The sequence below is a fragment of the Pseudomonas sp. NFACC24-1 genome (assembly GCF_900115235.1).
Lineage (GTDB): Bacteria > Pseudomonadota > Gammaproteobacteria > Pseudomonadales > Pseudomonadaceae > Aquipseudomonas > Aquipseudomonas fluorescens_AA.
The window spans coordinates 82,584-105,378 of record NZ_FOVS01000011.1 but is presented as its reverse complement, the minus strand read 5'-3'; the positions used below and the strand labels follow the sequence as shown (position 1 = coordinate 105,378).

The 22,795-nt window shown below is 62.8% G+C and carries 20 protein-coding genes and 1 tRNA gene; 11 read left to right on the top strand and 10 right to left on the bottom strand.

The genetic code is table 11. The annotated features are described in order from the left end of the window. Positions 1-314 precede the first annotated feature (314 nt). Entirely contained in the window at positions 315-1,511 is a 1,197-nt protein-coding gene (locus BM317_RS12565) for an amino acid aminotransferase (protein WP_092166921.1), read from the top strand. Between the two features lie 257 nt (positions 1,512-1,768). Here BM317_RS12565 and BM317_RS12560 read toward each other — a convergent pair whose 3' ends face one another. After that, positions 1,769-1,996, bottom strand: a complete 228-nt coding sequence (locus tag BM317_RS12560) for a hypothetical protein (protein WP_060741430.1) — start codon at positions 1,994-1,996, stop codon at positions 1,769-1,771. Positions 1,997-2,231: 235 nt separating this feature from the next. Between BM317_RS12560 and BM317_RS12555 the strand changes: the two genes are divergently transcribed. The 3 genes from BM317_RS12555 (at position 2,232) to BM317_RS12545 (ending at position 3,021) form a co-directional block, all read left to right on the top strand. Then, positions 2,232-2,307, top strand: a tRNA-Asn gene (locus BM317_RS12555). A gap of 247 nt (positions 2,308-2,554) precedes the next feature. Next, positions 2,555-2,749, top strand: a complete 195-nt coding sequence (locus BM317_RS12550; protein WP_003203896.1) for a hypothetical protein — start codon at positions 2,555-2,557, stop codon at positions 2,747-2,749. Between the two features lie 89 nt (positions 2,750-2,838). Next, positions 2,839-3,021 (top strand): hypothetical protein, encoded by a 183-nt coding sequence (locus tag BM317_RS12545; RefSeq protein WP_046063464.1) that lies wholly within the window; start codon positions 2,839-2,841, stop codon positions 3,019-3,021. Here the strand turns inward: BM317_RS12545 and BM317_RS12540 are convergent. Further along, positions 3,018-4,079, bottom strand: coding sequence for an AI-2E family transporter (locus BM317_RS12540; protein WP_060741429.1), 1,062 nt, complete (start codon positions 4,077-4,079; stop codon positions 3,018-3,020). The two genes, BM317_RS12545 and BM317_RS12540, sit on opposite strands and share 4 nt — an antisense overlap. 147 nt (positions 4,080-4,226) lie before the next feature. Between BM317_RS12540 and yegQ the strand changes: the two genes are divergently transcribed. After that, a complete protein-coding gene (yegQ, locus tag BM317_RS12535; protein ID WP_092166918.1) occupies positions 4,227-5,564 on the top strand; it encodes a prephenate-dependent tRNA uridine(34) hydroxylase TrhP in 1,338 nt (445 codons plus the stop codon). Between the two features lie 283 nt (positions 5,565-5,847). Here the strand turns inward: yegQ and BM317_RS12530 are convergent, their stop codons facing one another. The 6 genes from BM317_RS12530 to BM317_RS12505 form a co-directional block, all read right to left on the bottom strand. After that, positions 5,848-7,527, bottom strand: coding sequence for a methyl-accepting chemotaxis protein (locus BM317_RS12530; protein WP_072407058.1), 1,680 nt, complete (start codon positions 7,525-7,527; stop codon positions 5,848-5,850). A 228-nt stretch (positions 7,528-7,755) separates the two neighbouring features. Further along, positions 7,756-9,072, bottom strand: coding sequence for a Na+/H+ antiporter family protein (locus tag BM317_RS12525; protein WP_170842294.1), 1,317 nt, complete (start codon positions 9,070-9,072; stop codon positions 7,756-7,758). 244 nt (positions 9,073-9,316) lie between these two features. Beyond that, positions 9,317-10,630: a sensor histidine kinase gene (locus tag BM317_RS12520; RefSeq protein ID WP_092166914.1), complete on the bottom strand. Its 1,314-nt coding sequence runs from the start codon at positions 10,628-10,630 to the stop codon at positions 9,317-9,319. After that, a complete protein-coding gene (locus BM317_RS12515) occupies positions 10,627-11,295 on the bottom strand; it encodes a response regulator transcription factor (protein ID WP_053123507.1) in 669 nt (222 codons plus the stop codon). The genes BM317_RS12520 and BM317_RS12515 overlap by 4 nt, the downstream gene beginning before the upstream one ends. Beyond that, a complete protein-coding gene (locus BM317_RS12510; RefSeq protein ID WP_092166911.1) occupies positions 11,295-11,606 on the bottom strand; it encodes a PepSY domain-containing protein in 312 nt (103 codons plus the stop codon). Before BM317_RS12510 ends, BM317_RS12515 begins: the two co-directional genes overlap by 1 nt. Next, positions 11,606-11,914, bottom strand: coding sequence for a PepSY domain-containing protein (locus BM317_RS12505; RefSeq protein ID WP_092166909.1), 309 nt, complete (start codon positions 11,912-11,914; stop codon positions 11,606-11,608). Before BM317_RS12505 ends, BM317_RS12510 begins: the two co-directional genes overlap by 1 nt. 233 nt (positions 11,915-12,147) lie before the next feature. Here BM317_RS12505 and BM317_RS12500 point away from each other — a divergent pair, with 233 nt between their 5' ends. The 5 genes from BM317_RS12500 to codA all read left to right on the top strand — a co-directional run bounded on the left by BM317_RS12500 (position 12,148) and on the right by codA (position 17,533). Further along, positions 12,148-13,227 (top strand): hypothetical protein, encoded by a 1,080-nt coding sequence (locus BM317_RS12500; RefSeq protein WP_092166906.1) that lies wholly within the window; start codon positions 12,148-12,150, stop codon positions 13,225-13,227. A gap of 84 nt (positions 13,228-13,311) precedes the next feature. Beyond that, positions 13,312-13,668 carry a 6-carboxytetrahydropterin synthase QueD gene (gene queD / locus BM317_RS12495; protein WP_025212792.1) on the top strand — a complete coding sequence of 119 codons (357 nt, stop codon included), beginning with the start codon at positions 13,312-13,314 and terminating at the stop codon, positions 13,666-13,668. 229 nt (positions 13,669-13,897) lie between these two features. Continuing rightward, complete coding sequence (locus BM317_RS12490; RefSeq protein WP_092474464.1) at positions 13,898-14,728, top strand: alpha/beta fold hydrolase; 831 nt, start codon at positions 13,898-13,900, stop codon at positions 14,726-14,728. A 273-nt stretch (positions 14,729-15,001) separates the two neighbouring features. Further along, complete coding sequence (gene codB / locus BM317_RS12485; protein WP_060741420.1) at positions 15,002-16,273, top strand: cytosine permease; 1,272 nt, start codon at positions 15,002-15,004, stop codon at positions 16,271-16,273. A 12-nt stretch (positions 16,274-16,285) separates the two neighbouring features. After that, complete coding sequence (gene codA, locus BM317_RS12480) at positions 16,286-17,533, top strand: cytosine deaminase (protein WP_092166899.1); 1,248 nt, start codon at positions 16,286-16,288, stop codon at positions 17,531-17,533. A 200-nt stretch (positions 17,534-17,733) separates the two neighbouring features. Here the strand turns inward: codA and BM317_RS12475 are convergent, their stop codons facing one another. Beyond that, positions 17,734-18,726, bottom strand: a complete 993-nt coding sequence (locus BM317_RS12475) for a diaminopimelate epimerase (protein ID WP_092474462.1) — start codon at positions 18,724-18,726, stop codon at positions 17,734-17,736. Between the two features lie 259 nt (positions 18,727-18,985). Here BM317_RS12475 and BM317_RS12470 point away from each other — a divergent pair, with 259 nt between their 5' ends. Beyond that, the gene (locus tag BM317_RS12470) at positions 18,986-20,137 is read left to right on the top strand and encodes an MFS transporter (RefSeq protein WP_092474460.1); all 1,152 of its coding nucleotides are present in this window, start codon (positions 18,986-18,988) and stop codon (positions 20,135-20,137) included. A 216-nt stretch (positions 20,138-20,353) separates the two neighbouring features. Here the strand turns inward: BM317_RS12470 and BM317_RS12465 are convergent, their stop codons facing one another. After that, the gene (locus tag BM317_RS12465; protein ID WP_092474457.1) at positions 20,354-22,792 is read right to left on the bottom strand and encodes a TonB-dependent siderophore receptor; all 2,439 of its coding nucleotides are present in this window, start codon (positions 22,790-22,792) and stop codon (positions 20,354-20,356) included. Positions 22,793-22,795 lie beyond the last annotated feature (3 nt).

Sequence of the window (22,795 nt, the reverse complement as noted above, 5' to 3'; positions counted from 1 at the left end):
ACCCCTGTCGGCCAGCCGACAGGAACGAGAAAGACCGAAACGACTGATGTCGCCCGAGGAAAAAGCTGGGATGCACACAATGTGGAGGTGAATGCCTTCGCTTTCAAGACGAACGTCCTACACGCCTTGAAGGCTTTGACGCGGCGAAAGGACTAACGGTCGAAAAAAATCGAAAAAACTTAGCCTAAAAGCCGAATCGCCTGTCGCCGTGCCGGATGATGGCCTCTATACTAGCTCCCCGTTTGTGCACCGCTCTAGTGCATTCGGCTGGAGCGTCACACGTCCCCTCATTCTCCATTCAGAGCCGCGCACTAATGAGCCTGTTTTCCGCTGTCGAATTGGCACCCCGCGACCCCATCCTGGGCCTCAACGAAGCTTTCAACGCCGACACCCGTACCAATAAGGTCAACCTGGGTGTAGGTGTTTACTGCAACGAGGAGGGGCGCATTCCACTCCTGCGCGCCGTGGTCGAGGCCGAGACGATTCGCGTGGCTCAGCACGTTTCCCGTGGCTACCTGCCAATAGACGGCATTGCCGCCTACGACCAGGCTGTGCAGACCCTGCTGTTCGGCAAGGATTCGCCGCTGATCGCCTCCGGTCGCGTCATCACCACCCAGGCTGTGGGCGGCACAGGCGCACTGAAGATCGGTGCCGACTTCCTCAAGCAACTGCTGCCTGGCGCGGTCGTGGCCATCAGCGACCCGAGCTGGGAGAACCACCGCGCCCTGTTCGAAACCGCCGGCTTCCCGGTGCAGAACTACCGCTACTACGATGCCGCCACCCACGACGTGAACCGCAGCGGCCTGCTGGAAGACCTCAATGCCCTGCCCGATCGATCGATCGTTGTGCTGCACGCCTGCTGCCACAACCCGACCGGTGTGGACCTGAGCCCGGAAGACTGGAAAAACGTGCTGGCCGTGGTCAAGGCCAAGAACCACGTACCGTTCCTGGACATGGCCTACCAGGGCTTTGGCGCCGGTATCGACGAAGACGCGGCGGCCGTGCGCCTGTTCGCCGAATCGGGGCTGACCTTCTTTGCCTCCAGCTCGTTCTCCAAGTCGTTCTCGCTGTACGGCGAGCGCGTCGGCGCCCTGTCGATCGTCAGCGAATCGAAAGAAGAAAGCGCCCGTGTGCTGTCCCAGGTCAAGCGCGTGATCCGCACCAACTACTCCAACCCGCCCACCCATGGCGCCAGCATCGTCGCCGCCGTGCTCAACAGCCCGGAGCTGCGGGCGCAGTGGGAAGCCGAACTGGCCGAAATGCGCCTGCGCATTCGCGGCATGCGCGACCAGATGGTCGACATGCTGGCCAAGGCCGCCCCACAGCACGACTTCAGCTTCGTCGCCCGCCAGAGCGGGATGTTCTCCTACTCCGGCCTGAGCGTTGAACAAGTGACGCGCCTGCGCAACGAGTTCGGCATCTATGCCCTGGACACCGGCCGCATCTGCGTGGCCGCACTAAACCAGAACAACATCGATGCGGTGACCAAGGCCATCGTTCAGGTGATCTGAAGGTCGTTGGGATGAAGAACGGGAAGCCATGGCTTCCCGTTTTTTGTCTAAGCCTATGAAAACAGGCACACACCAGAACCTGTGGCGAGGGGATTTATCCCCGCCGGGTTGCGAAGCAGCCCCAAGGTGCTTGAAGTTATTAACCTGCTACATCCGTTGCTGATTTCAGGGCTGCTACGCAGCCCAGCGGGGATAAATCCCCTCGCCACAAAAAAGCATCCAGCCCCGCATTTCCTATACGAGCAAATGCATCGAGACTACAACTCCGTCGCCCGCTGGCTCGCCGCATCATCATAGATGACATACAACGACTCGGCCACCTGGCTCTTGATCGCCTTGGTACTTTCCAACCCCAGGACAAAACCCTCGGCCTTGCCCCCGGCACGGTTCAGTTCTTCGGCCGTGCTGGCCTGGGCGATGGCGTCGTACAGTTTCTCGGCGTGAGGCCCCACACCCTTGGGCAAACTGATCTGGGCGGTGCTCACAAACACACCTCGGCGCAACGGGCTGTGTGAAGTGGTAACAGGTGGTTCATGGCGCGTACCTCAATGTCGGCGAATGGCCGGCAGCGCATCCTGCCACTTCCGGGCAACCATGGTAGCCCTCTCCCGCCCTTGCGGTAACTGCCAATCGCTGATTGACCGTCAATGGGCACCGGGAATGCGCCGTCCGCCAATATACGCTTGACTTCTCTTTTCCAATCAGTAACATACGCGCCATTCCGCGATAGCTCAGTTGGTAGAGCAAGTGACTGTTAATCACTGGGTCCCTGGTTCGAGTCCAGGTCGTGGAGCCAGACAGCAACACCAAAAAGCCCCTGAATCGAAAGATCCAGGGGCTTTTTTGTGGGCGAAAAACAAGTGGATGGCCATATAAGTCTGGCCGAGGTCGCTGCCGGAACAATAATCCGGCGCCAAAAAGGCAATATGGTCCGGATCCTGCTTTCTTTTTCCGACAACCCAAGCTGTCACGTGAGCGTCATGACAGGGCCGCACACTCGCACTGTCCGCCAATAACAGCTTCAAAACAACAAGGACGAAGCTATGCCCACGCAAAATCCTCACCGCATTGTCGGCCTGTGCACCTCCAGCAAGGTGTACAACGTACTGACCGAACTCAAGCAACTGGAAGGCCACCGCAGCGCCAAGTTCCTTTCGCTGCTGGCGGAAAACCTGGTGCGCAAGGGCCTGCTCAACGAGCAGGAAGTGGTGCACATGCTCGATCTGGTCGTCGATTGAGCGGCATCGATTCCTACTATTGAGCCAGTTGATTTTCCGTCCCTCACCCTGAGCCGTAAGGTAGCCCCATCGATTGATGGAGGTTTCCCATGCCCAAGGTTCAAATCATGTCTGTCATTGGCAGCGCCGTCCCCGCCCCACTCCGGGAACTCGGGCTGCTGGCCTGCTGGTACCTGGTGCAGGACGGCGTGACCATCAGCGGTCCGCTGACTTCACTGCCCGCCGCCCAGGCACTGTCGCAACGCATCGGGCCCTATCTGTTGAGGGCCTAGGGCAACTGCACACGCGGCGTGCTTTCGACGAACAAGGCCCAGCAGGACATGAACAGCGCGGCGATCAGCGGCCCGATTACGAAGCCGTTGAGCCCGAACACCGCCAGCCCACCCAATGTCGAGACCAGCACCATGTAGTCGGGCATCTTGGTGTCCTTGCCCACCAGGATCGGCCGCAGGAAATTGTCCACCAGGCCGATCACGAACACCCCGAACAGCGTCAGCACCACGCCCTGCCAGATCGCCCCCGAGAGCAGGAAGTACACCGCCACCGGTGCCCAGACGAGGCCCGCCCCCACCGCCGGCAACAACGACAGGAACGCCATCAGCACCGCCCAGGGCAATACCGTCGGAATCCCCAGGATCCAGAAGATCAGCCCACCCAGCGCACCTTGGCTGATGGCGACCAGCAGGTTGCCTTTCACCGTGGCCCGTACCACCCGATTGAATTTCAACTGCAGGCGGCGCTTTTGATGTTCCCCCAAGGGAACGGCCATGCGCACTTTGCGCACCAGCTCCGCGCCGTCGCGCAGAAAGAAGAACAGCAGATAGATCATCACGAAGAAGCTGACCAGGAACTGAAAGGTGCCCTGGCCGAAACTGAAGGCCTGGGTGGCGAAGAACTCACTGCCCTGCATCGCGCTCTTGACGATCTTGTCGCGCAAGCCGTTCAGGTTGCCCAGGCCGAAGCGGTCCAGCAGGTGCTGGAAGTACGGCGGCAAGGCATCCTTGAAGCGGGCCAGGTAATCGGCAATGTCCAGCTCGCCGCTTTCCAGGCTCTTGTACAGCGCCGCGCCTTCCTGGACCAACAGCGTACTGATGATGATCACCGGCAAGATCGCGCAGACCACACAGATGCTCAACGTGACCAGCGAGGTGACATTGCGGTGCCAGCCGAACTTCAGCTGCAGGCGGCGCTGCATCGGCGCAAAGACGATACCCAGGATCACCGCCCAGAACACCGCACCGTAAAATGGCAGCAGAATCCAGATGAAGGCGACCGTGACCAGCACCAGGAGCAACATCTGGGCTTTGTTTTGCAACATCTTTCGATTCATCAGCTTTCCATGTCCAAAGGCGGGATACACATTAGTCCGCCAGGACTCGCCGGAGTGCCTTCACGTTTGCGCTGCACATTGATTCAGGTCAATAAGGCCCGGCCGGCCCTGGCGTACCCTCCCCGCTTTTTGCGACCTGACCCCACCATGACCCTTGCCGCCCCCGAACTGCTGGCGCCCGCCGGCACCCTGAAAAACATGCGCTATGCCTTCGCCTACGGTGCCGATGCAGTGTACGCCGGCCAGCCGCGCTACAGCCTGCGGGTGCGCAACAACGAATTCGACCACGCGAACCTGGCCTTGGGCATTGCCGAGGCCCAGGCCATGGGCAAGCGCTTCTACGTAGTGGTGAACATCGCCCCGCACAACGCCAAGCTGCGCACGTTCCTCAAGGACCTGGAGCCGGTGATTGCCATGGCGCCGGACGCATTGATCATGTCCGACCCGGGATTGATCATGCTGGTTCGCCGGCATTTCCCGCAGATGCCGATCCACCTGTCCGTGCAGGCCAACACCGTCAATTGGGCGAGCGTCGAGTTCTGGCAGCAGCAGGGCTTGAGCCGGATCATCTTGTCCCGGGAATTGTCCTTGGAGGAAATCGCCGAGATCCGCGAGCAGGTGCCGGCCATGGAGCTGGAAGTGTTCGTCCACGGCGCGCTGTGCATGGCCTACTCCGGGCGCTGCCTGCTTTCGGGCTATATGAACAAGCGTGATGCCAACCAGGGCAGTTGCACCAATGCCTGTCGCTGGAAGTACTCGGCGCAACCGGCGGTGGAAAACGCCGTGGGCGACATTGTGCAAACCTATCAACCCGAACCGACCCTGGGCCTCGGCGCGCCCACCGACCAGGTGTTCCTGCTCCAGGAAGCCAACCGCCCGGACGCCTCCCTGCCGGCCTTCGAGGACGAGCACGGCACCTACATCATGAATGCCAAGGACCTGCGGGCCGTGCAACACGTCGAACGCCTGGCCCGCATGGGCGTGCATTCGTTGAAGATCGAAGGCCGGACCAAGTCGCACTTCTATTGCGCCCGCACCACCCAGGTGTATCGCCGGGCCATCGATGACGCGGTGGCCGGTCGGGAATTCGATCGCAGCCTGATGACCGACCTGGAGTCCCTGGCCCAGCGCGGCTACACCGAAGGTTTTCTGAGGCGCCACGTGCACGACGAATACCAGAATTACCAGAACGGCAGCTCCGTCTCGGAGCGCCAGCAGTTCGTCGGCGAACTGACCGGCGAGCGGCGCGAACGCCTGGCCGAAGTACGGGTCAAGAACCGCTTCGGCCTGGGGGATCACATGGAACTGATGACCCCCAAGGGCAACTTTCACTTCGACCTGCACCAGTTGCAGAACATCAAGGGCCAGGGCATCGACGTGGCACCGGGGGATGGGCATGTGGTCTACCTGCCCATCCCGGATGCGGTGGATCTGCGGTTTGGGTTGTTGATGCGGGATGTGCGGGAGTTGCCTGCCGGATCATGAAACTGTGGCGAGGGGATTTATCCCCGTTGGGCTGCGAAGCAGCCCCAAAAAAAATCAAATACGGCTTACCTGATGCACAACGTAATCTACCTTGGGGCTACTTCGTAGCCCAACGGGGATAAATCCCCTCGCCACAATGGTGTATGACTTGAGTTGGCGGAACGACTTACCCGGCAGAAACTGCCGAAGGCTGCGATCCTTCTTTCCCGATAAGACCCGGTTGCCCAGGTGAAAACATCTGGATCGAGAGCGAAAGATCGCAGCCTTCGGCAGCTCCTGAGGGTCAGATCCGGAACTGCCCCACCAGTTGCCCCAGGCGCTGGCCCAGGTCGGCCAGGCTGCGGGAGGTCTGGGCGCCAAGTTGGGTTTCGTCGGCGACGCTGTCCACGGCCACGGCGATCTGATGCACGCTGCGGTTGATTTCCTCGGCCACCGCGGTCTGTTCTTCGGCGGCGCTGGCGATCTGGGCGTTCATCGAGTTGATGGTGCCGATCAGCTGCGCCATGGTGTCAAGGGAGGCGCCCGCCTCGTTGGCCCGCTCCGAGGTGCCATCGCCGGCCTCGCTGGAACGACGCATCGCTTCCACCGCCGCATGGGTGCCGGATTGCAGACGGTCGATCATGCCCTGGATTTCCTGGGTACTCTGCTGGGTCCGGCTGGCCAGAGCCCGCACTTCATCGGCTACCACCGCGAACCCACGCCCCGCCTCGCCGGCACGCGCGGCCTCGATGGCGGCGTTGAGGGCCAGCAGGTTGGTCTGCTCGGCGATCGAACGAATCACCCCGAGCACACTGACAATCGAGGCCACGTCCTGCTGCAGGCTGTCCAGAGACACGCCGCTGCTGCGGATATCGTTCACCAGCGCATGAATCTGCTGGATGCTGCCGGCCACCACACGCTTGGCGGACTGGCCTTCTTCGTCGGTCTGCTGGGCCGCGACGGCGGCGCCCTGGGCACTGCGGGCGACTTCCTGGGCAGCCGAGGACATCTCGTTGATCGCCGTGGCCACCTGATCGGTTTCGTGGCGCTGACGTTCCATGGCCTGCTCCGAGCGCTGGGCCTGCTCGGAAACTTGCGTCACCAGGCCGGTCAGTTGCGAAGTCATGTCGGTGATCTGCCGCACCAGGCCGTGGATCTTGTCGACGAAGCGGTTGAACGAACCGGCCAGTTGGCCCAGCTCGTCCTGGCTGGTGATGGTCAACCGACGGGTCAAGTCACCCTCGCCCGCGGCGATGTCGTCGAGGTTGTCCTTCATCAGGTGCAGGGGACGCAGGATCGTGTTGGCGAGCACCAGGCCCACCACCGCAATCACCAGCAACACCACCGCGGCGATCCCGACGATGCTCAAGATCACGCCTTGCAGGCGATCGTGGACCTTGGCCTCCACCAGTGCCACCTGGGCTTCGATACCGTCCAGGTTGACCGAGCTACCGACCGCGAGGTCCCACTTGGGCAGGTATTCGGTGTAGCCGAGCTTGGGCACCAAGTCCTTGCTGCCGGGCAGTGGCGAGCTGTATTCCAGATAATGCGTTCCGTCCTTGGCGACTTTCACCAGGTCACGGTTGACGTAGACACCGTTCGGGTCGCGGTTGTCCTTGAAACTCTTGCCCACGCCATCGGGGCTGTTGGCCTTGAACAGACGAATGGTCTCGGAGTCGTAACCGAAGAAGTAGCCATCCTTGCCATAGCTGATATTCGACAGCAGCTTGATCGCCTGGGCACGCGCTTCGTTATCGCCAGGCGCGGCGGCATCGTAGAGCGGCTTGATCGCGGTAAGGCCCACCGCCACGTAGTTCTGCAGCGTGGCCTTGGCCTCGCTGAGCAGGCGCTCACGGGTCTGCTGGACCTCTTTACCCGCTTGTTCCTTCAAGATGAAAGCCGTGGTCAGGCTGATGATCACGGCGGACAGCAATACCGGCAGTATCGCAAGGGACAGGACTTTAGCCTTCAGGCTCAGGCGCATGCTGTTCACTCTTGTTGGTTTTATTGGCGTGGTTAGCTGTATTAACGGCACCGCACGGCAAAACTGTAGGACAAGGTGAACGGTTCGTCGGCAGAGTCGTTGAATGCACGAGCCTCATCGCGAGCAAGCTCGCTCCCACAGTGGATCGGTGTGAACACAAGCATTGTGAACACCGCCGCACCCTGTGGGAGCGAGCTTGCTCGCGATTGAGGCGACTCGGTCTCGAGGCTACAACACCATCGCCGCCACCCAACCAAACGCCAGCAGCGGCAGGTTGTAGTGGATGAAGGTCGGGACCACAGTGTCCCAGATGTGATGGTGCTGGCCGTCGATGTTCAGGCCGGAGGTCGGGCCCAGGGTCGAGTCCGAGGCGGGCGAACCCGCATCGCCCAGGGCGCCGGCAGTGCCGACGATGCAGACGATCGCCAGCGGGCTGAAGCCCAGTTGCAGGCACAGCGGCACGAAAATCGTCGCCAGGATCGGCACCGTGGAAAACGACGAGCCGATGCCCATGGTCACCAGCAGCCCCACCAACAACATCATCAGCGCGCCGATGCCCTTGTTGTGGCCGATCCAGGCCGCCGAGGTCTCCACCAGGCTCTGGACTTCACCAGTGGCCTTCATCACTTCGGCGAAGCCTGAGGCGGCGATCATGATGAAACCGATCATCGCCATCATCTTCATGCCTTCGGTGAACAGGTCGTCGGTCTCACGCCAGCGCACCACACCCGATACCGAGAAAATCAGGAAGCCGGCCAGGGCGCCAATGATCATCGAGTCGACCAGGAGCTGGATGGCGAACGCCGCGACAATCGCCAGCCCCGCCACCAGCAGGGTCATGGGGTTGTAGCGCACCGCCACCTGCTCGACCCGGGCGATCCTCTTCAGGTCGTAGACGCGTTTCTTGCGGTAGCTGAACAACGACAGCAGCAGGCCGAACACCATGCCCAACGCCGGAATGCCCATGGCGTGGGTGACGTTGATGCCACTGACGTCCACGCCGCTGCGGGCGATGTTGGCCAGCAGGATCTCGTTGAGAAAGATATTGCCGAAGCCCACCGGCAGGAACATGTACGGCGTGATCAGGCCGAAGGTCATGACGCAGGCAATCAATCGACGGTCCAGTTGCAACTTGGTCAGCACATAGAGCAGCGGCGGCACCAGCAACGGGATAAAGGCGATATGGATTGGCAGGATGTTCTGCGAGGCGACCGCGACCGTTCCCAGCAGGCCGATCAGGACCCACTTGACGCCCGTGCCACCGGCGGCATCTTGGCGACCCACCAGGACCAGGGCTTTGTCCGCCAGGGCGTGGGCCATGCCGGACTTGGCGATCGCCACGGCGAACGCGCCGAGCAAGGCGTAGGAAAGCGCCACCGTCGCACCACCGCCAAGGCCGGCGTTGAACGCCTTGAGCGTCGCCTCGATGCCCAGGCCGCCGACCAGGCCACCCACCAATGCGCCGACAATCAGCGCGATTACCACATGCACGCGGGACAGGCTGAGCACCAGCATGACGCCAACCGCGGCAATTACTGCATTTATCATCGTTACCTCAAAGCACAGCGATGGAAAGCCACCGGACAAAAAGGTCGCGACTTTGCAGCAAGCGGCGGCAAGCTGCAAGGGCCGTGGGGCGGGTTTTCAAGTCTCGCAATATTGACTACCACCACCGCCCCCCTGTGGGAGCGAGCTTGCTCGCGATGGCGTCCGTTCAGCCACATAGATAGCCACCGATAGATTGTTGTCGCGAGCAAGCTCGCTCCCACAGGGGGGCGGTGCCATGAGATCAGCGTTTGGGCAGCTCGATGACGACCTTCAAGCCACCCCACTCGCTGTCGTCCAACGCCAGAATCCCGCCCCAGGTGTCGACGATGTCCCGCACGATGCCCAGGCCCAGGCCGTGTCCATCGGTCTGTTCATCCAACCGCGTGCCGCGGCTGAACACCTGGTCGCGGCGGTCCGCGGGGATGCCCGGGCCGTCGTCCTCCACGGCCAGGCTGAAACCCTCGGCCGTCTCGGTCATGGTCAGGCGGACCTCGGCATCGGCCCATTTGCAGGCGTTGTCCAGCAGGTTGCCCAACAATTCCAGCAAGTCTTCACGGTCCCAGGGCAGGTGCAGGCCTGGCGGGGCGACGTAGCTCAGGTGCAGGTGTTCACCGTGGATCATGTTCAGCGTGGCCAACAACCCCGGCAATTCGGCGTCGCAGTCCAGGTGCGCGCCGGGCAAGGCATCGCCGGACAGGCGGGCGCGGTTGAGTTCGCGGTTCAGGCGCTGGCGGACCTGCTCCAGTTGATCGAGCAACAGTTTGCGCAACTCGGGATACGGGTCGAGCTTCTCGTTCGACGCCAGGCTTTGCAGCACCGCCAGCGGGGTTTTCAAGGCATGGCCGAGGTTGCCCAAGGCATTGCGCGAACGCTTGAGGCTGTCTTCGGTGTGGGCCAGCAGATGGTTGATCTGCGTCACCAGCGGCTCCAACTCCCGTGGCACCTGCTCGTCGAGTTGCGAACGCTGCCCGCGCTGCAACTGGGCAATCTGCTCCCGGGCGCGGTCCAGGGGACGCAAGGCTCGGCGCACGGTGATGCGTTGCAGCAACAGAATCAGCAACAGCCCCGCCAACCCGAGCCCGAGGCCGATCTGTTGCATCCGGCGGAAGCTGTCACGCACGGGCGTGTAGTCCTGGGCCACGCTGATGGAAATCGCCTGGCCCAGGCGCCGATAGTCGGTGCGCAGTACCAGCAGCTTCTGGCCCTCTGGGCCCAGTTGCAGGTTGCTGTGCAGGCCGGGGTGGTCGAGCCGAGGCAATTCCTGGTCCCACAGGGAGCGGGAGCGCCAGTGCACATCGGCAAAATCGATGCGGAAATAATGCCCGGAAAACGGCCGCTGATAGGCCGGCGACAAGCGGCGCTCATCCAATTGCAAGCCCTGGGGGCCGCGCACCAGGGCCACCAGCAGGTTCTCGCTGTCGTTACGCAGCCCCGCTTCCAGGTAGCGCTGCAGGCCCAACTCGAACAACCACAGGCTGGTTTGCGCCAGGACCAGGCCGACCACCACCATCACACCGATCAGGCCCAGGCTCAGGCGCCGCTGGATGGATCTCACTGTGCCTGCCCGCCGAACAGGTAACCCTGGCCGCGACGGGTTTCGATCACGCTGCGCCCCAGCTTGCGCCGCAGGTGATTGACGTGGACTTCCAACACGTTGGAATCGCGCTCGGTCTCACCGTCGTACAGGTGTTCGGCGAGATGGCTTTTGGAAAGTATCTGCTCGGGATGCAGCATGAAATAGCGCAACAGGCGAAATTCGGCGGCCGTGAGCTGGATGTCGGTGCCGTCGCGGACCACGCATTGGCGGCTCTCGTCCAGGTGCAATCCGGCAGCCTTGAGCGTCGGCTGGTTGACCTGGCCATGGGAGCGGCGCAGCAGCGCCTGGATCCGCAGGTGCAGCTCCTCAGGATGAAAGGGTTTGGTCAGGTAGTCGTCGGCCCCGGCCTTGAGGCCTTCGATACGTTCGGCCCACGACCCGCGGGCAGTGAGGATCAGCACCGGCGTGGCCAGGCCGCCAGCGCGCCATTGGGCCAACACGTCGAGCCCCGGCACGCCCGGCAGGCCGAGATCGAGGATGATTAGGTCGTAGGGCTCGCTGCTGCCCTGGTACACCGCGTCGCGACCATCGGCCAGCCAGTCGACGGCATAGCCCTGGCGTGCAAGCCCGGCCATCAGTTCATCGGCCAGGGGCACGTGATCTTCCACCAGAAGCAGGCGCATCAGTCTTCCTTATCTTTGAGTAAACGGCCGGTCTTGGCCTCCAGGTCCAGTTCGCGCACGACGCCGTCGGTGTCCAGCAGCTCGACCTCATAAATATAGACGCCGTGTTTCTCCTCCAACTCGGCTTCCAGCAGTTTGGCGCCGGGGTGCAGGTCCAGCGCCTGTTGCAGCAGCTGTTCGAGCGGCAGGATCACGCCCTGCTGACGCAGTTGCAGGGCCTCGTCCTGATCCAGGTCCCGGGCCATGGCCAGAGAACAAAACGCCAGCAGCGCCAGCGCCCATCGACCATGGGCGCGTAGATTAAGCTTCATTACGTATCCTGATGATTCTTGAGTACCTCGCCGTTGACGGCATCCAATTCCAAGTCCCACTCGACGCCCTTGGCATCGCGCAAATCCACCTTGTAGAGGTACTTGCCGTACTCTTCCTCCAGCTCGGTGTCGGTTACGGTGGAACCGGGATGTTTGGCCAGGGCCTTGGCGTTGAGTTTTTCAAAGGACAGGATGGTACCAGCGTCTTGCAGTTTGCGGGCTTCGTCCGCGTTCAGGTCTCGTGCCTGAGCCAGGCTCGTACCTAGGGCCATGAGGGTCGCGATGAAAAAGGCAGTCAGGCGGTTCATGGGTTGTCTCCTTTTTTATAATCTTTCACGGGGGCGACTGTATCGGGGTGAACTTAACTGAAACTGAATCGCCATCATGGAACCCACATCAATAATGTGGGAGCGAGCTTGCTCGCGAAGGCGGTGGGCCAGCTTGCATCGATGCAGGATGTGCCGCCGCTATCGCGAGCAAGCTCGCTCCCACAGGGTTTTGTGTCGTTATAATCAGCCGCTTACCCGTATTCGAGACCGGTATGACCGCCATCCACATCAAGTTCCCCGCCCTCACCCTCAAGGCCGGCCCCCGTGCGTTCGGGCGGATTCGCCAGACCGGCCTGAACGCCGCCGACGTCGGTATCCTGCCCGGCGCCGCCGGTGGCCCCAAGGCCCTGGGCATCCAAGGGCTGGACCTGGCGCTGTTCGGCGAATGGCTGCCCGCCGCGCCCCGGGAACGCTCGCTGATCGGGGCCTCGGTGGGGGCCTGGCGCTTCGCCAGCGCCTGCCTGCCGGACGCCGCCGAAGGGATCCGGCGCCTGGGCACCTTGTACAACGAACAAAGCTTCGCCAAAGGCGTGACCATGGCCGGTGTCAGCCAGAGCTCGCAGCGCATGCTCGATGACTTGCTCGACGGCCGCGACACCTCGATCCTCGATAACCCGCGGTATCGGCTCAACATCATGGTCGTCAAGAGCCACGGCCTGCTCGCCCAGGATCATCGCGGCCGGCTGGGCCTGGGGCTGTCGTCGGTGATCGCCGACAACCTGCGGGGCCGTGCCCGGCTGTCGCGGCATTTCGAGCGGTTGATCATCCATGACCCGCGCCTGGCCCCGCCCCTGCATCCGCTGAATGACTTTCCGTCGCGTTTCGTGCCGTTGGCCGCCGGCAACCTGCGCCAGGCCCTGCTGGCGTCAGGCTCGATCCCGATGGTGATGGAAGGCGTGCGCGACCTGCCGGGCGCCGGTGCCGGCACCTACCGCGACGGCGGTCTGCTGGACTATCACCTCGACCTGCCCTACAGCGGCGAGGACATCGTGCTCTACCCGCATTTCACCGACCGGGTCATTCCCGGCTGGTTCGACAAGGGCCTGCCGTGGCGTCGGGGCAACGTCGACCGTCTGCAGGACGTGCTGTTGCTGGCACCGTCCCGGGAATACCTGGCACGCCTGCCCTACGGCAAACTGCCAGACCGCAACGACTTCAAGCGCTTCATGGGCGATGACCCGAGCCGCCGCAAATATTGGCGCACGGCGATGGACGAGAGCCGCCGGCTCGGCGACGAGTTCCTGGAGCTGACGGCCAACGGTGGCTTGGGCGAGCGTTTGCTGACCCTTTAGTCAGCACGGTCGCGCAACGCCGTTATCAAACTGATAAACTCCGCCGCCTGCCTCGCGACCGCTACCTTCAAAGAGCCCGAACCTGTGGAAATCTTCAAAGAATTTACCTTCGAATCCGCCCACCGCCTGCCCCACGTGCCGGAAGGCCACAAGTGCGGCCGCCTTCATGGCCACTCGTTCAAGGTGGCGATCCACCTGAGCGGCGATATCGACCCGCACACCGGCTGGATTCGCGACTTCTCGGAGATCAAGGCGATCTTCAAGCCCCTCTACGAGCGCCTGGACCACAACTACCTCAACGACATCCCCGGCCTGGAAAACCCCACCAGCGAAGTGTTGGCCAAGTGGATCTGGAACGAGTTGAAGCCGTTGCTGCCGGAGCTCAGTGCCATCCGCATCCATGAGACCTGCACCAGCGGTTGCATCTACCACGGCGAATAACCACTTTCCTTGCACCCGCTGGGCTGCGCTGTAGGAGCTGCCGAAGGCTGCGATCTTTTGATCTTTCGCTTGGGACTCAATTGTCTGGGGAAAGATCGCAGCCTCGCTTCGCTCGGCAGCTCCTACAGGTCCAGCGGGAGCAAGCTTCCTCGCAACAATCGGTTTTTCCAAAGTAAATGGCATTGGCCTATGCTTGCTCCCCTGAGCCATTTTCAGGGGAGTATCGAGCATGACCCACTGGCCGCTGGATCAAACCTACGACTTCAACGGACACCCCATCCGCTACGCCATCCACGGCGATGGTCCACCCTTGGTGTTTGTCCACGGCACGCCCTTCTCTTCCTACGTGTGGCACCGGATCGCCCCGCTGTTCTTCGCCACCCACCGGGTGCATTACTTCGACCTGCTGGGGTATGGCCAATCCGCGCAACCCGACGCCGACGTGTCCCTCGGCGTGCAAAACCTGTTGCTCGCACAATTGCTGGAGCATTGGCGCCTGGACTGCCCGGACGTGGTGGCCCATGACTTTGGCGGCGCCACGGCCCTGCGCACGCACCTGTTCAACGGCAAGAACTACCGCAGCCTGACCCTGATCGACCCTGTGGCGCTGTCGCCCTGGGGTTCGCCCTTTGTGCAGCATGTCCGCCAGCATGAAGCGGCCTTCAGCGGCCTGCCCGACTACATTCAGCGGGCCATCGTGCCCACCTATGTCCGCGGCGCGATCAAACGGGACATCCCGGACGACGAACTGGCGCCCTACGTGCGGCCATGGCTGGGCGAGACCGGCCAGGCGGCGTTCTACCGGCAGATCGCGCAGATGGACGAACGCTACACCCGTGAAGCCGAGGGCCTGTATCCGAACGTGCGCTGTCCGACCCAGATCCTGTGGGGCGAGGATGACCAGTGGATCCCCATCGAACGCGGCCGGGCCCTGCAACGGCTGATCCCGGGGGCACAATTTCACCCTGTTCCAAATGCCGGACACCTGGTTCAGGAAGACGCGCCGGAGGCCATCGTGGCGGCGCTGTTGCGGTTTCTGCCATTGTCCTCTTGCACCTGAAGAAACCGCATCCCTGTGGGAGCGGGCTTGCTCGCGAAGGGGGTGTATCAGCCAATATATTCGTACCTGACGCACCGCATTCGCGAGCAAGCCCGCTCCCACAGGGGATCTGCATGCGCAATGAGATCTGTGTTCCAACTTGAATCACTCGCGCACCGCTTTTGATCCCTGCGCCCACCCAATCCCCAGGATTGTCTATAAATAACCTCGCGATCACCCGCTTGGCACGGCCGCTGCACGCTTGCGACATCCCTCACCCGCAAGGACCGCCACATGACCCAGAACGATCCAGGCAATGACTATCCCCTGAGCGAAGTCCCGCTGCACGCCCGCAAGGGCCTGGCCTCCACGGCCATGGTGCTGCTGGGTTTCACCTTTTTCACCGCCACGATGTTTGCCGGAGGCAAGCTGGGGGTGGCGTTCGGTTTTGCCGAGATGCTCACCGTGATTGTGATTGGCAACCTGCTGTTGGGCCTCTATGCCGCCGGCCTGGGTTACATCGCTTTCAAGAGCGGGCTCAATTCGGTGTTGATGGGGCGTTTCTGTTTCGGCGAGGTGGGCAGCAAGCTCAGTGACTTGATCCTCGGGTTCACCCAGATCGGCTGGTACGCCTGGGGCACGGCGACCGCCGCCGTGGTGCTGGGCAAGTATTTCGAATTGAGCGAGAGCACCGTGCTCGGGTTGATGGTGCTGTTCGGCCTGGGGTTCTGCGCCACCGCCTACGTCGGTTATCGCGGGCTGGAAATCCTTTCGTACATCGCCGTACCAGCCATGATGTTGCTGCTGATGCTGTCGATGTGGGTGGCGACGGTGAAAGTCGGCGGCTTCGAAGGCTTGCTGGCGGTGGTGCCTACGAGCAGCCTCGATTGGTCCACCGCCATCACGCTGGTGTTCGGCACCTTCGTCAGCGGCGCGACCCAGGCCACCAATTGGACGCGGTTCTCCCGCTCGGCGAAGGTCGCGGTGCTGGCGAGCCTGATCGGCTTCTTCCTCGGCAACGGCCTGATGGTGCTGATCGGCGCCTACGGGGCCATCGTCTATCAGCAACCGGACGTGGTCGAAGTGTTGTTGCTGCAGGGCTTCGCCATGGCGGCGATGGCGATGCTGTTGCTCAACATCTGGAGCACCCAGGACAACACCATCTACAACTTCGCCGTGGCCGGTTGCAACCTGCTGCGCACCCGCCGGCGCAAGACCGTGACCCTCTGCGGCGCGGTGATCGGCACGCTGCTGGCCCTGTTGGGCATGTACGATCTGCTGGTGCCTTACCTGATTCTGCTGGGCACCGTCATCCCACCGATTGGCGGGGTGATCATGGCCGATTTCTTCTTCCGCTGGCGCGGCCGTTATCCACGCCTGGCCGAAGCCCGGTTGCCGGCGTTCAACTGGCCTGGGCTGTTTGCCTATGGGCTCGGCACGGTCGCCGCGTTCAATTCGCCGTGGGTCGCGCCACTGGTAGGAATCGCCACCGGCGCGCTAACGTATGTGCTATTGATCGGCGTAATGGGTATTCGCACCGCTGACGCACCTCTACAAGACCTATAAAGGATTTGCCCGATGCACATCATCAACGCCCGCCTGCGCAACCGCGAAGGCTTGCATGAACTGCACCTGGAAAACGGCCTGATCGCCAACATCGCCCGCCAGACCGAAGCCCCCAGCCTGGGCCCGGAAGACCTCGACGCCGGCGGCAACCTGGTGGTCCCGCCCTTCGTCGAACCGCACATCCACCTGGACGCCACCCTCACCGCCGGTGAACCGCGCTGGAACATGAGCGGCACGCTGTTCGAAGGCATCGAGTGCTGGGGCGAACGCAAGGCCACCATCACCCAGGAAGACACCAGCACCCGCGCCAAGAAAACCATCCAGGCCCTCGCCGCCCATGGCATCCAGCATGTGCGCACCCACGTCGACGTGACCGACCCAGAACTGACGGCCCTCAAGGCCATGCTGGAAGTGCGCGAGCAAAGCCGTCACCTGATCGACATGCAGATCGTTGCGTTTCCCCAGGAAGGCATCGAGTCCTACCGCAATGGCCGCGAACTGATGGAAGAGGCGATCCGCATGGGCGCCGACGTGGTGGGCGGCATTCCCCACTTCGAGTACACCCGCGACCAGGGCGTCAGCTCGGTGAAATTCCTCATGGACCTGGCCGAACGCACCGGTTGCCTGGTGGATGTGCATTGCGACGAAACCGACGACCCGCATTCGCGCTTTCTCGAAGTGCTCGCCGAAGAAGCCCGCAGCCGCGACATGGGCGCCCGCGTCACCGCCAGCCACACCACGGCCATGGGTTCCTACGACAACGCCTACTGCGCCAAGCTGTTCCGCCTGCTCGGGCATTCGGGCATCAGCTTTGTCTCTTGCCCGACCGAAAGCATTCACCTGCAGGGGCGTTTCGACACCTTCCCCAAACGCCGTGGGGTCACTCGGGTCAATGAACTGCTCGAAGCCGGGATGAACGTGTGTTTCGGCCAGGACTCCATCGTCGACCCGTGGTATCCCCTGGGCAACGGCAACATCCTGCGTGTGCTCGAAGCCGGGCTGCATATCTGCCACATGCTCGGCTACCGCAACCTGCAAAGCGCCCTGGACCTGGTCACCGACAACAGCGCCAAGGCCATGGCCCTGGGCGAGCGCTACGGGCTGGAGCCCGGCCGCCCGGCGAACCTGCTGATCCTGTCGGCGGACAGCGACTACGAAGTGATCCGCAGCCAGGGCTTGCCTCTCTACTCGATTCGCAATGGCGAAGTGCTGATGAAGCGGCAGATGCCGGTGGTGGAGTTTGCGCAGCAGCCCGGCTGATTTCCCTGTGGGCGAACTTGCTCGCGACGGCGGTGGGTCAGTTGCATTGATGTTGGATGTAGTGCCGCCATCGCGAGCAAGCTCGCTCCCACAAGGGGATCTTCAGCGGACATAAATGTTGAGTCCGACACAGGGCCCCTGTGGGAGCGAGCTTGCTCGCGATAGCGGTATAAGCCACACCACAAAACCTCCAGAAAGCCCTACGGCACAAGCCGCGCCGTACCAAACAACCTGACCCGCACCAACTCGCCCGCCGCTTCTTCCAGCAAAATCGGCGCCGTGCCGCCGGGCATCACCACCCTCACCACGCCCGCCTTCACCCAGCCCACCCGCCAGGCAGCACTGGCCACGGCGCTGGCGCTGGTGCCCGAGGATGCGGTGGGACCTTCGCCTCGCTCGAACACCCGGGCGGCGATTCGCCCTTCAGCTTCGAGCCAGGCCCATTGCAGGTTCACCCCCATCGGGCACGGCATTCCAGCCCCACCCGGAGGAGCATAAGCGATACGGGTCAGGCTCTGGCACAGCGCCGCAGCACGCATCTGCGAATTGCTCGGCAACGCCTCGGCTCCGTCCACCAGCGTCACGCAATGAGGGTTGCCAATGTTCACGAACTGGCTGTTGCCCCAGGCCGGGTTCAACCGTTCAAGCGCCGCCACACGGCTGACGTCGCACTGGTTGAACATCACACGCTTGACGTCCTGGGCACCGACGGCACCGGGCCCGAACAGCGGTTTGCCCAAGTCCAGCCAGAAGCCTTGGGCGCCTTCGAATTCAGCGGCGCGAACCGAGGTTTGCAGCGGTGACAAGCCGTCGGGTTTATCGTGATGGACCTGCAGCAAGCAATCACCGGTCCCTGCCATCAAGCCCTGCTCTTGCAAGGCCTGGGAGAAAATCGTCAGGCCATTGCCGCTGCGCTCGGCCAGTGTCCCATCGGTATTGACGATCAACAGATCAAAGGGCGGTTCACTCTGGAACGGGCCAATCAGCAACCCATCACTGCGATGCGCCTTGGCATCCGACGGCGCCTCATCCGGCGTCCAGGCGCAGAACGCGTGCACGGCCGCCGTTGCCCAGGCCTCGCGGGTCTGCGCGGCCTGGGCGGCCGACGGAGGCAGATCGATGCCATGGTCACGGACCTGCTGCGGTGAAACGACTCCATAGATATTGCCGCGCGCGTCGTAGAACGGTGCCATGCATCGGGTCCGGGGGAAGCCAGAAGGGCCGATAGTTTAGGCGAAGCCTGCTTCATACAGCCAAATCTTTGCGCCGTAACCTGTCAGGTTCGACAGATACGCAACTGTCTAGTGAACCCGTACAAGGACCAGTGACCCGCGGTGTCCAAGGAGGGGGCTGCAGGGCTTTGGCACCTTGGGGGTCGCGGTGCGGTCAGTGGATATGCAAGCATAGGCCCCTGCCTGCACCACCGCACTGCACGAAAGCCAAGGACGTTTCATGACTGCCATCACCCCCCCGCCCACCTTTGTCCCCGGACGCCTGGAACAGATGTCCACCCGCATCGCCTACCTCATCGCCGGCATCGGCATCGCCGCCTGGGCGCCGCTGGTGCCTTATGCCAAGGTGCGGGCGAACCTGGATGAGGGCACCCTCGGCTTGCTGCTGTTATGCCTGGGGGTCGGGTCGATCCTGGCGATGCCGATTTCCGGCGCGCTGGCGACGCGGTTCGGCTGCCGTCGGGTACTCAGCGGCGGCACGATTCTGATCTGCCTGGCATTGCCGTTGCTGGCGACGATGACTTCCCTGCCCTGGCTGGTGGCGGCGCTGTTCCTGTTTGGCGCCGGGCTCGGCACCGTGGACTCGACCGTGAACCTGCAGGCGGTGATCGTCGAGCGGGCCAGTGGCAAGACCATGATGTCGGGTTTCCACGGCATGTTCAGCCTCGGCGGGATCATTGGCGCGGCCGGCGTGAGCGCCCTGCTCGGCCTGGGGCTTTCGCCACTGGGGGCGACGCTGGTGGTCAATGGCGTGCTGCTGGTGGCGTTGTTCAAGGCGGCGCCGCACCTGTTGCCCTACGGCAGTGAAAGCTCGGGACCGGCGTTCGCCATTCCCCATGGCGTGGTGCTGTTTATCGGCATCCTCTGTTTCATCGTGTTCCTGGCCGAAGGCGCGGTGCTGGACTGGAGCGCCGTGTTCCTGACCACCGAGCGCGCGGTGGATACCGCCTATGCCGGGCTGGGTTATGCCGCCTTCGCGCTGACCATGACCGTCGGCCGCCTGACCGGCGACTCGGTGGTGCATCGCCTGGGTGCCAAACGCGTGATCATCTATGGCGGGTCGATCGCCACCGCGGGATTCCTGCTGGCGACCCTCGCCCCGATGTGGCAAGCGGCGCTGCTGGGGTATGCGTTGGTGGGTGCCGGGTGTTCGAACATCGTACCGGTGTTGTACACCGCCGTCGGCAAACAGACCCTGATGCCGGAAGCGATCGCCGTACCGGCCATCACCACCATCGGCTATGCCGGTATCCTCGCCGGTCCGGCGCTGATTGGCTTCGTCGCCCATGGCAGCAGCCTGAGCTTTGCGTTTGGGTTGATTGCGTTGTCGCTGGTGGCGGTTGCGGCCAGTGGCAAAGTGTTGAAGGTCTGATGCCTCCACACAACTCTTTGTAGGAAGGAGATTTATCTGTGACAAGGGGGGTTATCTGTGGCGAGGGGATTTATCCCCGCTGAGCTGCAAAGCAGCCCTGAAACCAGTCACCTCACTATGCCAGACAGACCGCATCGGCAGGATTTTGGGCTGCTGCGCAGCCCAGCGGGGATAAATCCCCTCGCCACAAGAATACGCGTCAACCCTGGGTTTTCATCAAAACCCCACACTCGCCTGCACAAAGAACGTACGCGGTGCGCCGACGTAAATGCCCGAGTTGTTGTCGCTGGAGCGGGTGTAGTACTGGTGATCGAACAGGTTTTTCACCCCGGCGCCGACCTTCAGGTTCGACAGCTGTGCACCGAAGTCATAGCCGGCGCGCACGTTCCAGAGCACGTAGCCCGGCATGTCGCCGTACTGTCCATCGGCGGTGCCATCGGTGATGTAGTCACCGCTGAAGCTGCCATCGGCGTTCACGTTGTTGCCCGGTGAACGCTGCTTGGACTGGGCAAAAGCGTCGAGGTTGTAGGTCCAGCGGTTGATCTCATAGCGCAGGCCCAGGTTGGCCACCTGGCGGGAATAGAACGGCAAGTCACGGCCCTTGAAGCTCGGGATCTCGCCTTCGTAAGTCGCGCGGGTGTAGGTAAAACCGGCGTTGGCGGTGAGGCCTTCGAGGCGTGGGTCGAGCGCGGCCATGTCGTAGTGCACCGAAGCCTCCAGCCCCTGGTGCTTGGTCGCGCCCATGTTGGTCCAACCCACGTCGTTGCTGATGTACTGCAACTCGTCGTCGAAGTCGATGTAGAACAGCGTCACTTCCCCGCCCCACACATCATCGTTGTACCGCGTGCCGATCTCATAGGTCTTGGCCTTTTCCGGGCTCAGGCCGTTGGCGGTGTTGTTGCCGTCGCCGCCCTGGCCGAGCTGGAAGTATTGCAGGCTGCCGAACGAGGTCTCGTAGTTGGCGAACAGCTTCCAGGCATCGGACAGGTGATACATCACGCTCAGGGCCGGCAGCGGTTCGTTGCTGTCGATGCTGCGGCGTTTCTCCTGCACGGGGCGGCCGGCGGTGTCGAGCACCGGGCGGTCGTGCCATTCGGTGCTGATGCTTTCGAAGCGGATGCCCGGGGTGATGGTCCACTGGCCGACATCGATCTTGTCATCGATATACACCGCGTGGGCTTCAGTGCCGCCGGTACGGTCCTGGTAGACGTGGCCATCGGCCCCCGGACGCACCACCGGTTCGTTATTGCGCAACGCCAGGCGGCTGGCCTCTTCGTGCATGCCTTCCTTGAGGTAGCGATAACCGACGCTGGCTTCCTGGGTGGTGGGGCCCAGGTCGAACACGTGGGACACCCGGGGTTCGATGCCGAAGGTGTAATAAGTGCGCGGGGAGGACACCAGGTTGCGCTGGTCCCGGGAGGCGATGGTGCTGCCACGGTAGCTGTCGGAGTAATAGGTCAGCACTTCGGCCTGGGTGCGCTCATTGATCTGGCGGATCCACTTGAACGACACATCCTTGCGCCGGCCACTGAAGTCGTCCCAATCGCGGTCGGACTGGTACGGGTCCGCGTCGTACTGGGCCTGGGTCAGGCCGCCGGGCATGTCGGCCTTGGCGTCGTAGTAGTGGAAGTTCAGCGAGAAGTCGTCGACATCGGTCGGCGCCCAATGGGTCTTGAGAATCACGTCGTCGATGTCGTTGCCGTTGTTGCTCTGGCGATACCCGTTGCCGTTGACGCCCGAATACAACAGTGCCACGCCCAGGCCGTTGTCAGCGGTGCCGCCGAGGAAGGCCGTGTCGATGTGCTTCCAGCCGCCGCGCTGGGAGGTTTCCAGGGTGGTGCCGATTTCACCGGTGGCTTTCTGCGGAATGGCACGGGTCACGAAGTTGATCACCCCACCGACGTTCTGCGGCCCATAGCGCACCGAGCCTGCGCCACGCACCACGTCGACGCTGTCCAGGTTGCCCATGGAAATCGGCGCCATGGACAGTTGCGGCTGGCCATAGGGCGCGAACGCCGCCGGTACGCCGTCGATCAACACCGTGGAGCGTGGCGACAAGCGCGAGGTCAGGCCGCGCACGCCGACGTTCAGGGAAATATCGCTGCCGCCGGTACCGTTGGCCTCTTGCACCTGCACCCCCGGCACCCGCCGCAGCACGTCGCCGACGTTCATGGCGCCCTGCTCCACCATCGCTTGGCGGCGGATCACCGTACGCGCACCGGGGTGGTTCTGCACCACTTCGGCGTTGGCATCGCCGAGCCAGTCACCGACCACCTGGATTTCAGTCGTCCCCAGCTCCAGCGGGCCGGCGTTGGACGCCGAAGGTGCTGGCAACACGGTCACCGAACCCTTATCGATCTGGTATTGCAGGCCGCTGCCCTGCAGCAATTGGCGCAAGGCCGCTTCCGGGGACAAGTTGCCGTCCACCGCCGACGCTTGTTTGCCGGCCACCGATTCGGCACTGAAGAACACTTGCAACGCGGTCTGCTGGGCGAGCTGGGTCAAGGCTTGCCCCAACGGTTGCGCCTGGATGTGAATGGCGGTGGCGGCCTGATCGGCGAACGCCTGGGGCACAGCGGCGCCGACCGCCAGGGTCAGGGCCCGGGCCAGCCAGCGTAAGTGGGTACGATTGTTGTTTTTGGCGGTTGTTTTCACGTC

Coding starts and splice junctions, on each gene's coding strand:
- BM317_RS12510 (WP_092166911.1), bottom strand. CDS start 11,606: ATGAAGCTTAATCTACGCGCCCATGGTCGATGGGCGCTGGCGCTGCTG.
- BM317_RS12500 (WP_092166906.1), top strand. CDS start 12,148: ATGACCGCCATCCACATCAAGTTCCCCGCCCTCACCCTCAAGGCCGGC.
- codB (WP_060741420.1), top strand. CDS start 15,002: ATGACCCAGAACGATCCAGGCAATGACTATCCCCTGAGCGAAGTCCCG.
- BM317_RS12475 (WP_092474462.1), bottom strand. CDS start 18,726: ATGGCACCGTTCTACGACGCGCGCGGCAATATCTATGGAGTCGTTTCA.
- BM317_RS12565 (WP_092166921.1), top strand. CDS start 315: ATGAGCCTGTTTTCCGCTGTCGAATTGGCACCCCGCGACCCCATCCTG.
- BM317_RS12515 (WP_053123507.1), bottom strand. CDS start 11,295: ATGCGCCTGCTTCTGGTGGAAGATCACGTGCCCCTGGCCGATGAACTG.
- BM317_RS12540 (WP_060741429.1), bottom strand. CDS start 4,079: ATGAATCGAAAGATGTTGCAAAACAAAGCCCAGATGTTGCTCCTGGTG.
- codA (WP_092166899.1), top strand. CDS start 16,286: ATGCACATCATCAACGCCCGCCTGCGCAACCGCGAAGGCTTGCATGAA.
- yegQ (WP_092166918.1), top strand. CDS start 4,227: ATGACCCTTGCCGCCCCCGAACTGCTGGCGCCCGCCGGCACCCTGAAA.
- BM317_RS12550 (WP_003203896.1), top strand. CDS start 2,555: ATGCCCACGCAAAATCCTCACCGCATTGTCGGCCTGTGCACCTCCAGC.
- BM317_RS12545 (WP_046063464.1), top strand. CDS start 2,839: ATGCCCAAGGTTCAAATCATGTCTGTCATTGGCAGCGCCGTCCCCGCC.
- BM317_RS12530 (WP_072407058.1), bottom strand. CDS start 7,527: ATGCGCCTGAGCCTGAAGGCTAAAGTCCTGTCCCTTGCGATACTGCCG.
- BM317_RS12490 (WP_092474464.1), top strand. CDS start 13,898: ATGACCCACTGGCCGCTGGATCAAACCTACGACTTCAACGGACACCCC.
- BM317_RS12470 (WP_092474460.1), top strand. CDS start 18,986: ATGACTGCCATCACCCCCCCGCCCACCTTTGTCCCCGGACGCCTGGAA.
- BM317_RS12505 (WP_092166909.1), bottom strand. CDS start 11,914: ATGAACCGCCTGACTGCCTTTTTCATCGCGACCCTCATGGCCCTAGGT.